We start from the raw sequence: 12,239 nt of genomic DNA, 5'->3' as shown, positions 1-12,239 counted from the left end.
CGCTAATCGTCCCGCAGCGTGCGACCCGTCATTTGCAGGAACATCGATTCCAAATTCGGCTCGACCCGCGTCAGCTTCCGAAGCGTAATGCCGTGTTTTTGAAGGATGRACAGCAAATCCTGAAGCATCGAAGTCGACTCCTTGACCGTCACCTCTAATGTCGTTCCGTTGTCTTGCTCATCGATCTGGCGAACGCCCGGATGCTGCTTCAGCTCTTCCATCGCTTGCCCCAGCTGGCGGTCGAGCTCGAAGATCAGCTTCTCGTCTTGGCCAGCCTGCTGCTTCAGCTCCTCCTTCGTTCCGCATGCAATGAGCTTGCCGTTATCCAGTATCCCTACGCGCGAGCAGATCGCTTCAACCTCTTCCATGTAATGACTCGTATAGATAACGGTCGAACCCAGCTTATTAAGCTCGCGCACCGAATCCAAAATATGATTTCTGGACTGCGGGTCGATGCCGACCGTCGGTTCGTCCATTATAATGAGCTTCGGCCGATGCATAATCGCGCAAGCGATGTTCAGCCGCCGCTTCATGCCGCCGGAGAACGTCTGAGGCTGATCGCCCGCCTTCTCCAGCAATCCGACGAATTGCAGCGCCTCCGCCACACGCTCCTTAAGCAGCTTGCCTCTAAGTCCATACAGCTTTCCGAAGAAAGTAACGTTTTCTTTGGCCGTCAGTGTCTCGTAGATCGCAAGCTCCTGCGGCACGAGACCGATTCTTCGTTTGACCTCCAGCGGCTGCTTGCCGATCGAGTAACCGCCGACGGTAATGTCTCCGCTGGTGGCATTCAATAGTCCGGCCAGCATGCTAATTGTCGTGCTTTTGCCCGCTCCGTTCGGACCAAGCAAACCGAACACTTCGCCTTCGCCTATTTCGAGCGACAAATGATTGACCGTCACCTTCGTATCGTATTTTTTGACCACATCTCGAAATGAAACCAAACTCATGTCTGTTCATCCTCTCTCTTGCGCCCTTGTTAACTCTGATTATACGGAAGGAACTGGATGCAGTCAGGTCTCCAAAGTCATGAGATCGAGGTGACGAAAGTCATTTTTGCCAAAATGATGCATGCCTGCGATACCGGCGACCAGGTTGACTGTCTGTGATATAATGAGAAAACGCCTATCGCAGTATATGGAAGCAGATATGGCTAACGCCGTCAAAAAAGCATAGATTGGGAACAAATTCAGTTTCGGGAGACCATTCCATATGAATGTCATACTGCTCCGAATGCGAAGCTTGCTCATAGCTATACYGGCACTTGTAACCATCATAGATATTGAAGCAAGAACATACGCCCCGTATACCGCATTCGCACTGATCGMCCTCTTAATTAGCAAAGCCGACATCATCATGCCTCGATTAGCAGGACCGATACTGATTGCGGAGCTCGTCTTCTTTAGCTGGTTTTCTTATACGTACGGCGGAATTTTATACCTCCTGCCTTTCGCTACGCTCATTGCGGCATTCCGCAGAGGAGCGACCGTGCGAGAGTGCGCGGCTTGGACGGCCATCGGCTGTGCGGCGCTTACGGTCGGACTGTACGGCAGAGAGCTTGAGTTGATTGTTTCTCTCCTCGTCTTATGGGGAACGGCCGCGGGCATGCTCTTCGTTACGAATGATTTTGAGAAAAAGAGGTTTAAGTTCGAAGAGCTGTATGAAGCGCTCACGATTAGCAATGAGCAATTGGATGCCGCCAAAGACCGTATGAAAGATTACGCCGCCCAAATCGAGCAATACGCCCAGACCGAAGAACGAAATCGAATTGCCAAAGATATCCATGACGATCTCGGGCACCGGCTCATTCGCGTGAAAATGATGTCGGAAGCCGCGCTGCATCTGTTTGACGTCGATACGGATAGAGCCCGCGGCATTCTCGAGCAAATCCGCGATCAATTACAGGACAGCATGGAGCGCATGCGCCGAACCGTGCGCAAGCTCGCTTCGGATAGCGATAGCGAACCGCGTCGTTACGCGCTGGATCGGTTAATGGCCGAATCGGTAGACGGACAAGGCTACGAGGTCCGCTTCGAGGTGCACGGCAATCCGAGGCCGATTTACCCGAGCATGGAGCTTATATTGTTCAAGAACGCGCAAGAAGCGATAACGAACGCGGTTAGGCACGGCGAAGCAACGGTCATTACCGTCGACCTCAGGTTCGAGAGCGACAGCGTGTCCTTGACGGTTGCGAATGACGGCATGCTGCCAAGCGAGCCTGTAGAAGCCGGACTTGGCATACGCGGCATGCGAGAGCGGATCGCCCTCATTGGCGGAAGACTGGAGGTTGCGACCGCGGAGCAATTTGCCATCACAACTATTTTGCCGCTGTTAACGAAGTAGGTTACGTCAATCGGAAGGCGTCGGCGTGATACAAAATTACATATGCGAGCGCCATAAATAAGGAGGTGCATACGATGATCAAGGTTCTTGTCGTCGATGACGATCCGTTCATTCGGGAAAGCATGCAAGTGATTTTGGATCTGGATAAGGAACTTCAAGTCGTCGGCGTTAGTCAAAACGGCAAAGAAGCCGCCGAATTCGCGGCTGTTCACCCTGTTGATGTCGTGTTGATGGATATTCGAATGCCGGTCTGCGACGGCGTGGAAGGCACGAAGCTGCTTCGTGCCTTGCCGAATCCGCCTGCCGTCCTCATTCTGACGACATTCGACGATGACGATTATATTGCGCAGGCCATTCGCAATGGTGCGAACGGCTACCTGCTTAAGAACGTTTCGCCGAGCCTAATTATTAATGGCATTAAGACCGTTCATCAAGGCACGATGCTCATTCATCCCGACATTGCCCGCAAACTGGCTGGCATGCTTGAATCGCCTCGCGGCGGTTCTTCGGCTGAGCCATCCTATCTATTCGATCAAGCGAGCAAAAGCTTAGCCGAGCAAGGCTTGACGGTGGCGGAATGCCAGATTGTCCGTCACGTAGCGGACGGGCAGTCGAACAAGGAAATTGCTTCGTCGCTCTTTCTAAGCGAAGGAACGATTAAGAATTACATTTCCGAAATTCTTAACAAGCTTGAATTGCGGGATCGGACGCAGCTTGCGATCTATTATTTGAAGCTCTTGCAGGGCTTGTAAGTCCATCACAGACATAGAGGAGAGAAATTATATTATGGCAACGAAAACAGCAACAGCCGGACTAGTCGGCTTCACGCAAGAGGATTTTGACGTATTTCAACTGGAAGGCTTGGAGGAACGCATGGCTGGCATTCAAGAGCTTATTCAGCCGAAATTCCAAGCTATCGGCGAACGGCTGGCTGGCGAGCTTGCCGTCCATGCCGGCGACGAAATGTATCTGCATATCGCGAAACACGCCAGACGCACGGTCAATCCTCCGAAGGATACTTGGCTCAGCATCTGCAACAACAAACGCGGATACAAATCTCATCCGCATTTCCAGTTAGGCCTGTTCGATGACCATCTGTTCCTGTGGCTGGCGCTCATCTATGAAGTGCCGAACAAATCGCAGATTGCTACCGCTTATTTGGACAAGCTCGATGACGTCATCGCCTCCGTGCCTGACAACTATATGATCTCTCTTGACCATACGATGAAGGAAGCGACGAGAACCGGAGATATGAGCGCCGAGGATTGGAACAAGGCGCTCGTCCGGTTCCGCGACGTGAAGAAAGCGGAGCTGCTGATCGGCCGCCACATTCCGGCGGATGACATGTTGCTGCGCAGCGGCGATATTTTGCTGAAATTCGCTTCCTCGACGTTCGAGACGCTTATGCCTCTTTACCGCATGTCGCTCGTATAAAATAATAAACGAGAGGCCGTCCTGCCACTATCGGCTTGACGGTCTTTCTCTTATTCCTCCACCATGCCTCCAGCGAGTGTCCACAACCCTTTATTACTCCCGTAACGGCATTTCGTCGAACTAATTAGGAAGTTTACCCAAAAGACTGCGAATAGCGGCATTTCGTCGAACTAATCACCATAAATATGACCGAAATGCGGAAAGCGTCTCAATAACGTCCCGAAATCGAGCTATTAGAGGCGGTACATGAGTTGTGCTTGTATTAGTTGCCCGAAATGCCGTTATAGCGCTGAGCCCGCGTTGAAAAAAAATCCCGAGCTGTCAATTTCAACAACTCGGGATCTTTTTCAATTATTCGGCTGATGCCGCCGCTTCCTTCGCAGCTCCGTTCGTATTCGCGATACGTTGCTTGCGCGACTTGCGGAAGTACAACAATTCATATATACAAGGCACGATGATAAGCGTAAGCAATGTCGCAGCCGTCAGTCCGCCTATGACAACTATAGCAAGACTTTGCGAGACAATGCTTCCCGACTCATGCGAGCCGAATATAAGCGGCAGCATCGCAGAGACGGTCGCCACCGCTGTCATGACGATTGGACGCATCCTTGTCGTTGCGGCCTCAATAAGCGCCTCTCGAATCGACATGTGCTCCTCGTTCTGTCTGACGCGGTCGAGCAATACGATCGCATTCGTGACGACGATACCGATCAGCATAAGCGCCCCGAACATCGCGGTGAAGTCCGGCGTTACGCCTGAGATGAGCAAGCCTGTCACTGCGCCGATAGCCGCTAGCGGCAGCGAGAACATAATGGCAAGCGGTGTGCGCAATGTCTTGAACGACAGCACCATAATCAAGTATACGAGACCGATGGAGATCAATGCGGTTAAGCCCAGATCCGCGAAATCACTCGCTTGCTCCGCAGATGCACCGCCTACGGATAACGCAACGCCTTCCGGCAGCTTAAGGTCATTTGTCTTATCGGTAATCGCGCTGCCGACGACCGACAGCTCTTTCGGTTCAACGGTTGCCGTTACGCGTACATACATTTTACCGTCTTTATGATAGAAGCTGCTTGGCTCTTCCTTACGAACGAGCTCGGCAACATCCGACATCGCTTTCRGACCAGCTTYGGTCATAACCGTCAGCGATTTTAGATCCGTTTCAGAGGTTGGGTTGACGATTGGCTGCAAAATAACAGGCGTGTCATGATCCTCAATACGGATGCTGCCAATCGGCAACGGGTTCAGCATGCTTTGCAATTGCATCGCAAGCTCTTCGCCCTTCGCAGCACCTGGATCGATATTAAACGAGTAGACTGGCTTCTTCTCCTCGAGATTGCTTTCCACCTTTAGCACGCCGTCTACCGGTTTGAGCGCTGCAAGCAGGTCTTGAGCCGCTTGTTCAACCTTCGCCGGATCTTCGCCCGTTACGTCTACGAAAATTTGCGATGAGCCTCCGCCCATCATCAAATCGGTAGCGTTCACGAGCAGTTCCGCTTCTCCATAACCATCCTTCTGTTTTTTCACATCATCCATGAACTGCTCGGCATCGACTCCGTCGTTCAGATCGACGATATAACTGACAAGTGTTGGCGAATTGACTCCGCCATACTGTGCTGCGTCCGAGCTGTTGCCCAGCGTCATCATGACCCATTCCGCGCTTTCGTTCGCCGTCAAGTACGACTCAAGTTTCTTGCCGCCCTCTTCTACCGTCTCAGCAGGCGTATCGCTCGGATATTGCAGCGAGACGTTTACCGTGCCAGCGCTGGAAGAATCAAGCGCGCCCTTCGGCATCGCGACGTATGCGCCGATTGAACCTACGAACAGTACGATTGCAATCACAATCGGCACCCATTTCCGTTGCAAGTTCCAGCGGATGAATGCTGCGAACTTCGGCGAGCCTGTGTGCTCCTTCTCCTTCGTGCCGCGCAATAACCACGCGCTTAACAATGGAACAACAGTCAGCGCTACAATAAGCGATGCTAGAAGCGAGTAAGCAACAGTCAATGCGAATGGCAACAGGAACGCTTGGAGCGATCCGCGCAGAAGTCCCATTGGCAGGAATACCGCTACCGTTACGAGCGTCGACGACGTAATCGCCGATGCCACTTCCTTCGTCGCATCTGTAATGAGCTTCATGGAGAAAGGCTCTTTTTGTAATCTTCTATATATATTTTCAATGACGACGATACTATCGTCGACAAGTCGACCGACCGCAACCGCAACGCMGCCTAGTGTAATAATGTTGAGCGAAACGCCGGATAATTGCAGCAAGTAGAGCGTAATGCCGAGTGACAACGGTATGGATACGACCGTTACGATCGTCGCCTTCAGATTGCGCATGAACAATAAAATAACAATTGTAGCGAATAAAGCACCGAGCAATACTTCGCGAAGCATGCTGTTCACCGAAGATACGACCGATTCAGCCGTGCTAAGCACGACGGAAATTTCGATCCCATCAACGTCTTCGTTCAGTCGGTTAACCGCCTCTTCGATTGCGTTGCCGGCTTTGACCGCATTAGCGTCCGCCGATTTGGAAATGGTGAACATGATTGCGTCCTTGCCGTTCAGCCGGTTAATGCTCTCCTGATCATTGGCATAGTCGACCTTCGCGACGTCAGCAAGCGTTACACCTGGAATGATCGGAAGTTTGCGCAGCGTCTCGATATCCGCAATTTGATCGTTAAGGACAATGTTGGCCGCCGATCCGTCTACGTTCTTCTCGCCTAGCGATGCCGTTACGCCCCGTCCTTGCAGTACGCCCATCAGCGTTTGCGCAGGAATGCCAGCCGATGCCAGCTTATCCGTTAGCGGAGTCACTTGAATGGTTGGCGTCGATTTGCCGCCAATCGAAATCTGTCCCGCTCCCTCGGAACGCTGCAGTTCCGCCTTTACTTCCTTGAACTTGTCATCCTTCTGCTGATCAGTTAGCCCCTCTTCGAAGGTCAGTACGACCCAGGAGATAGGTATCATCGAAGTGTTGAATTGCACCACGAACGGCTTCATAACGCCCGCCGGAAGCTGTACCTGATCGACGATTCGTTCGATCTCCGCCTTCGCTTCCTTCATATTCGTTTTCGAATCAAAATTCAAGTTCACTTGAGCGTAACCATCGCCTGAGGTCGAGAACATATCCGTCTTGCCTTTCACGAAGGCCACCGCTTCTTCAATCGGTCCCGTCACTTGATGTTCCATCGACTTCGCGTCATTGCCCGGTCCGATTGCCGTAATCATGACTTGCGGATTGTCCGCAGCTGGCAGAAACTCCATCGGCAGCCTGAGGTAGCTCATCACCCCCATCGCTAGTGCCATGATTACAATCAAAATAATAGCTGCCTTATTGCGGAAGGACCACTCCGTCAATCTACTCATCTTTCCCGACTCCTTCTCCCATACGGTTTCTTTGTTTTTGTCTTTCATAATCATAAGGGTCAGGCAGACTTTGTAAAAACGTCTCGAGAACGTTATTTGATCTCGCCTTTAGTCGGAACTAATCTACGCCTTAAGTCTAGGTCKACCTCATAAATGAGTAAGTACTCACTTCTATATTTGCGAAACCTCGCTTATAATCAAATAAAGTGAGTAATCACTCATTCACGACATTCCATTCGAGGAGCGTGTATTTCATGTCGGCTACCCCTTCGGTAAACGGGCAATCGGTGTCTGCTGTACAGTTGCATCAGATACAGCGTCGATTTAATGGCAAAACCATACTCGACGGCATATCGCTTACCATTCCGCAAGGCGAGCTATTCGGGCTGCTCGGCCCCTCCGGCTCTGGCAAAACAACTCTTATTAAGCTTATAACCGGTATCGACCGCGCCGACGGCGGCAGTGTTCACATGCTTGGCGAGCCCATTCCTCAGCTTAAGATGCTGCAAGCGTTCGGCTATATGGCGCAATCCGACGCTCTCTACAATGAGCTGACCGGCAAACAGAATTTAGCATTCTTCGGGGCGCTTTTTGGCTTAAAAGGCGCTAAGCTGCAAGCACGCATTCAAGCGGTTGCCGCACTCGTTGAGCTGTCTGACCACCTTAACAAGCAAGTTAGCGCCTACTCAGGCGGGATGAAGCGCAGATTATCGCTGGCCACCGCACTGCTTCATGAGCCTCGGCTGCTCGTTCTCGACGAGCCGACCGTAGGCATCGATCCGGTGCTGCGGCGATCGATATGGGCGGAGCTTTCGGCTCTTAGCCAGCAAGGCGTAACGATTATCGTTACGACTCATGTCATGGACGAGGCTGAGAAATGTGACCGCCTAGGCATGATTAGAGACGGCAAGCTAATCGCTGTCGATACGCCGCAAGCAATAATCGAGCAAGCGGGAGCGGCAACGATCGAGGAAGCGTTCATCACTCTCGGGCAGCAGCAAGCTGCCGGAACGGAGGCGACACAATGAGAATCCGCGCACTGGCTCTCCGCATCATTCGGCAATTTATTAGAGACAAGCGAACGCTCGCTCTATTATTCCTTGCTCCATTGCTCATCTTAAGCTTGATGAAGCTGGTCTTCGACGGTCAAGCGATAACCCCCGATATTGGGACGGTCAATGCGCCGCAAGCATTCACAGACGAGCTGAGCGCAGCCGGCGCATCGCTAACGGAGTACGCCTCGACCGACGAGGCGCAACTGGCGATTGAGCATGGGGACGTTGATGCTATCATCCAAGTCGGCACTCCCGGATTCGCAATCACACTCGAAGGCAGCGACCCGGCGATGAATAAGGCGGTTATGCTGCTATTCCAAAACACGCTTCAAGCAAAGGTCAGCTCGTCACTGCCGGCGATCACCTATTTGCATGGCGGTCCGGATATGGCCTCCTTCGACTCCTTCGGCCCTGTTCTTATTGGTTTCTTCTCGTTTTTCTTTGTCTTCCTGCTCGCTGGCGTGTCGTTTCTAAGAGAGCGTACGACCGGCACCTTGGAACGTCTGCTTGCCTCCCCGATCAGGCGCAGCGAGGTGGTGCTCGGTTACTTGGCAGGCTTCGGTCTGTTCACGCTCATACAGGCGATGCTGATCGCTTGGTATTCCATTAACATGTTAGGCATGTACATGGCCGGACAGATCGGTTATGTGCTGCTTATTAATCTGCTGCTCTCATTAACCGCGTTGACGCTGGGAACTCTCCTGTCTTCTTTTTCCAGCAATGAATTTCAAATTATTCAGTTCATCCCCATTGTCATCGTGCCGCAAGCCTTTTTCTCCGGCTTATTCAATCTTGACGCGATGAATCCTTGGCTGCAAAAGATCAGCTACGCAATGCCGCTCTTCTATGGAGCCGACGCGATGCAAGGCATCATGATTCGCGGCGAAGGCTGGCGTGACTTCGGGATCGATGTATATGTGCTCATTGGCTTCTCCTTGCTGTTTACGTTGCTGAACGTGCTGGCGCTGAAGAAACACAGGAGCATGTAAGAATTTCATTACTTTGCTATAATGACTTCAATAGATAGAGAATGGTAAGGAGTGAGGAAGTGTCTGAGCGTAGGGATGAGCAAGAACCGATAGAAAAATGGCTGAAGGAGCTTCTGAAGCTCGACGAGGCTGAACATGCGATGACCGATAAGCAGCTCAAGATCGTGCAGGCTGCCGCCGATATTTTCGCGGAGAAAGGGTTCGCCGCTTCCTCAACAAGCGAGATTGCGCAGCGTGCAGGCGTTGCGGAGGGGACGATATTCCGTCATTACAAGACGAAGAAGGATTTGCTGCTGTCGATCGTCACGCCAGTGATGGCGAAGCTGATTGCACCGTTCGTCCTGCGTGACTTCAATAAAGTGCTGGATAGCACCTATGACAGCTACGACCAACTACTGCGCGCCATTATTGTTAATCGTATCGAGTTTATAGAGAAGAACATGAAAATCCTAAAGATATTCATTCAGGAAATTCCGTTCCAACCCGACATGCAAGAGCAGTTCCAGAAGCAAATACTTTCGAAAATATTGGAGAAGCTGACCGCCAGCGTCGAAAAGTTCCAGCGCAACGGGTCGCTTATCGGTTGGTCGCCGCTCACGATCATTCGGTTATCGGTGTCTAGTATAATCGGTTATGTGCTATCGCGTTCATTGTTCGGTTCGAAGGATGCGGTGAACTGGGATGATGAAGCGGAACGAGAAGCTACAATTACATTTGTATTAAAGGGATTGGCTCCATAAAAAGGAAGGGCTGTGCCGTTAGCGAATCAGATCGCTAATCGCACAGCCCTCTTTCATGCTCTTGCCCAGCCTACGCTTCTGTCGCGGTTTCCTGCTTGTCCAGCGAGCGGAATCGGATCAGCAACAACAGTGCGGCTAAACATAAGATGCCGCCGATCAAATAAGGAAGACCCATCGAGATGGTGAACACGAACGAGCCAAGCAACGGTCCGGCAATACGTCCGAGACTGTCCATCGAGGAGCTAAGTCCGGAAGCAACGCCTTTCCCTACCTTCGTCTTCTGAGTAATTAACGACGTTACACAAGGTCTGATTAGCGAGTTCCCGATGCCGAATACGGCCAGCGAAAGTGTTGCCCACCATAAGGAATGAGCACCTAGAAGCATAAAAAATCCGATCGCCGAAATGACAAGTCCGATGCCGATGTATTTCGGTTCATCGCCCGTCTTAATCCGGCGTCTTACGAAGCCGCCTTGCACAAGCGCTCCGACAAAACCGCAGACGAAGAATAAAATGCCGACCTGCAGCGGCGTCACATCAAATCGCTTCATTCCGAAAAACTGCAGTGTCGCCTCCATGCCCGCGAGCGTAAAGGTTACGAAGAAAGCAAGCACATACAAGTATTTGAGCGGTCCTGTGAATGCTGAAAAGCGGGACTCCCGCTTCTCCGTGCTCTTGCGACGCTGCTCTGGCGGCAACGATTCCTTCAGCATCATGAAAGCCAAAATGAACGTAATTAGCGCTAGACCCGATGCGGTGTAGAACGGCGTCTCCAGCGATATGAGACTTAATATCCCGCCGAAGCCTGGTCCAACAGTGAAGCCCAGACCGATCGACATGCCGACAAGTCCCATCCCTTTCGTCCGTTGCTCAGGCGGAGTAATGTCTGCTACATAAGCGACGATAACCGATGCAACCGCACCGGAGAACAATCCGCCAAGAATACGGGACAAATACATGAGCGTCAAGTCGCCTGAAGACAGACCGAACAGCAGGAAGCTGACTGCGAAGCCCAATATGCCGGTTAAAATAATGGGTCTTCTGCCGATCCGATCCGACAATCCGCCCCATAACGGGGACAGAACAAAGGATACAGCCGAATACAAAGCAAGCATCCAGCCGGTATGAATCTCCGCCCCATCCGGGTCGGCGGCTTGTATAATTTCTGGCATAACCGGGATGATAATGCCAAAGCCTATGAAAGTCGTCATTAAAGTTGCCATTACGATAGCCATACGATTTTTTAACATGCTTAATCCCTCCACCCACCTATGTTACCATAACCGTTTATGGGATTGGTATGAACAATTCGAGAACAAATAGCCAAACCTATCCTTTTATAAAAATATAGGAAAGTATAAATTCCACACTTATACTTGCGTCTACATTTCACCGTGAAACACTGTTTTTGCCCCCAAAGATGGCGAGAGCCGTTTGCGCATGACGTATAGGAAAGTATATGAGTCTGCTCATACTTTCTCTATACGTTTCGACGAAACGATGGCGTCTAAAGAAAAGACGCCGTCAGGCGTTTCTTCTTAAATGAAATTGTAGCTTGCATTCCCCCCTGTTTTTGCTATACTGGGGCTTGTTTGCACATCAGATGAAAGGCAGGGATGAAAGCGATGGATCATAGCAATACCCCGCTCTTCAACGCCCTTCGCCGACATGCGGCGCAGGATCCCGTTCAGTTCCACATACCCGGTCACAAAAAAGGGCTAGGAAGCGATTCCGAATTTCGTGAATTTATCGGCGACAATGCTTTGTCGATCGATCTCATCAATATAGCACCGCTTGATGACCTGCATCAGCCAACCGGAGTCATTGAGGAAGCTCAGAAGCTTGCCTCCGATGCGTTCGGTTCCGATTATACGTACTTCTCCGTACAAGGAACGAGCGGCGCTATTATGACGATGATTTTGTCCGTATGCGCGCCGGGCGATAAAATTATCGTTCCACGCAACGTTCATAAGTCTATTATGGCGGCTATTATTTTCGCAGGCGCGAGACCCGTTTTCATTTCTCCCGCTCGCGACAGCAATCTTGGTATTGATCACGGCATTACGACCCGTTCCGTACGCAAAGCGCTAGAGCGTCACCCTGACTCCAAAGCCGTGCTTGTTATTAATCCGACCTACTTCGGCATTTGCGCTAACTTAAAGGAAATCGTTGAGCTCGTTCATAGCTACGATATTCCTGTCCTTGTCGACGAGGCGCATGGGGTGCTCATTCATTTCCATGAGAAGCTGCCGATGTCCGCCATGCAAGCAGGAGCAGATATGGCGGCTACGAGCGTAMATAAGC

At 51.3% G+C, this 12,239-nt stretch carries 10 protein-coding genes; 7 read left to right on the top strand and 3 right to left on the bottom strand.

From position 1 onward, the window contains the following. Window positions 1–2: 2 nt before the first annotated feature. Entirely contained in the window at window positions 3–947 is a 945-nt protein-coding gene (locus AB4Z33_RS17730; RefSeq protein WP_442051183.1) for an ABC transporter ATP-binding protein, read from the bottom strand. A 262-nt stretch (window positions 948–1,209) separates the two neighbouring features. Here AB4Z33_RS17730 and AB4Z33_RS17725 point away from each other — a divergent pair, with 262 nt between their 5' ends. The 3 genes from AB4Z33_RS17725 to AB4Z33_RS17715 all read left to right on the top strand — a co-directional run bounded on the left by AB4Z33_RS17725 (window position 1,210) and on the right by AB4Z33_RS17715 (window position 3,774). Then, window positions 1,210–2,340, top strand: coding sequence for a sensor histidine kinase (locus AB4Z33_RS17725; protein ID WP_442051182.1), 1,131 nt, complete (start codon window positions 1,210–1,212; stop codon window positions 2,338–2,340). A gap of 74 nt (window positions 2,341–2,414) precedes the next feature. After that, the gene (locus tag AB4Z33_RS17720; protein ID WP_442051181.1) at window positions 2,415–3,092 is read left to right on the top strand and encodes a response regulator; all 678 of its coding nucleotides are present in this window, start codon (window positions 2,415–2,417) and stop codon (window positions 3,090–3,092) included. A 34-nt stretch (window positions 3,093–3,126) separates the two neighbouring features. Further along, complete coding sequence (locus AB4Z33_RS17715) at window positions 3,127–3,774, top strand: DUF1054 domain-containing protein (RefSeq protein WP_442051180.1); 648 nt, start codon at window positions 3,127–3,129, stop codon at window positions 3,772–3,774. Window positions 3,775–4,125: 351 nt separating this feature from the next. Here the strand turns inward: AB4Z33_RS17715 and AB4Z33_RS17710 are convergent, their stop codons facing one another. Continuing rightward, on the bottom strand, window positions 4,126–7,152 hold the full coding sequence (locus AB4Z33_RS17710; protein ID WP_442051179.1) for an efflux RND transporter permease subunit: 3,027 nt from the start codon (window positions 7,150–7,152) through the stop codon (window positions 4,126–4,128). 254 nt (window positions 7,153–7,406) lie between these two features. Between AB4Z33_RS17710 and AB4Z33_RS17705 the strand changes: the two genes are divergently transcribed. Genes AB4Z33_RS17705 through AB4Z33_RS17695 form a run of 3 tightly spaced genes read left to right on the top strand, consistent with a single transcriptional unit; the run spans window position 7,407 to window position 9,936 of the window. Then, a complete protein-coding gene (locus AB4Z33_RS17705; protein ID WP_442051178.1) occupies window positions 7,407–8,180 on the top strand; it encodes an ABC transporter ATP-binding protein in 774 nt (257 codons plus the stop codon). Continuing rightward, window positions 8,177–9,196, top strand: a complete 1,020-nt coding sequence (locus tag AB4Z33_RS17700) for an ABC transporter permease (protein ID WP_442051177.1) — start codon at window positions 8,177–8,179, stop codon at window positions 9,194–9,196. Before AB4Z33_RS17705 ends, AB4Z33_RS17700 begins: the two co-directional genes overlap by 4 nt. Window positions 9,197–9,255: 59 nt before the next feature. Beyond that, window positions 9,256–9,936 (top strand): TetR/AcrR family transcriptional regulator, encoded by a 681-nt coding sequence (locus tag AB4Z33_RS17695; protein ID WP_442051176.1) that lies wholly within the window; start codon window positions 9,256–9,258, stop codon window positions 9,934–9,936. 70 nt (window positions 9,937–10,006) lie between these two features. On the opposite strand, the gene AB4Z33_RS17690 is transcribed toward AB4Z33_RS17695, so the two are convergent. Continuing rightward, window positions 10,007–11,185 (bottom strand): MFS transporter, encoded by a 1,179-nt coding sequence (locus tag AB4Z33_RS17690; RefSeq protein ID WP_442051175.1) that lies wholly within the window; start codon window positions 11,183–11,185, stop codon window positions 10,007–10,009. Window positions 11,186–11,560: 375 nt separating this feature from the next. Between AB4Z33_RS17690 and AB4Z33_RS17685 the strand changes: the two genes are divergently transcribed. After that, window positions 11,561–12,239, top strand: a 679-nt coding sequence (locus AB4Z33_RS17685; protein ID WP_442051174.1) for an aminotransferase class I/II-fold pyridoxal phosphate-dependent enzyme, incomplete at its 3' end; no start/stop codon positions are given.

Origin of the sequence: Paenibacillus sp. 2TAB19, assembly GCF_052115185.1 — a bacterium.
Lineage (GTDB): Bacteria > Bacillota > Bacilli > Paenibacillales > Paenibacillaceae > Pristimantibacillus.
This window is presented reverse-complemented; position numbering and strand designations above follow the sequence as displayed.

Coding starts and splice junctions, on each gene's coding strand:
- AB4Z33_RS17690 (WP_442051175.1), bottom strand. CDS start 11,185: ATGTTAAAAAATCGTATGGCTATCGTAATGGCAACTTTAATGACGACT.
- AB4Z33_RS17705 (WP_442051178.1), top strand. CDS start 7,407: ATGTCGGCTACCCCTTCGGTAAACGGGCAATCGGTGTCTGCTGTACAG.
- AB4Z33_RS17700 (WP_442051177.1), top strand. CDS start 8,177: ATGAGAATCCGCGCACTGGCTCTCCGCATCATTCGGCAATTTATTAGA.
- AB4Z33_RS17715 (WP_442051180.1), top strand. CDS start 3,127: ATGGCAACGAAAACAGCAACAGCCGGACTAGTCGGCTTCACGCAAGAG.
- AB4Z33_RS17720 (WP_442051181.1), top strand. CDS start 2,415: ATGATCAAGGTTCTTGTCGTCGATGACGATCCGTTCATTCGGGAAAGC.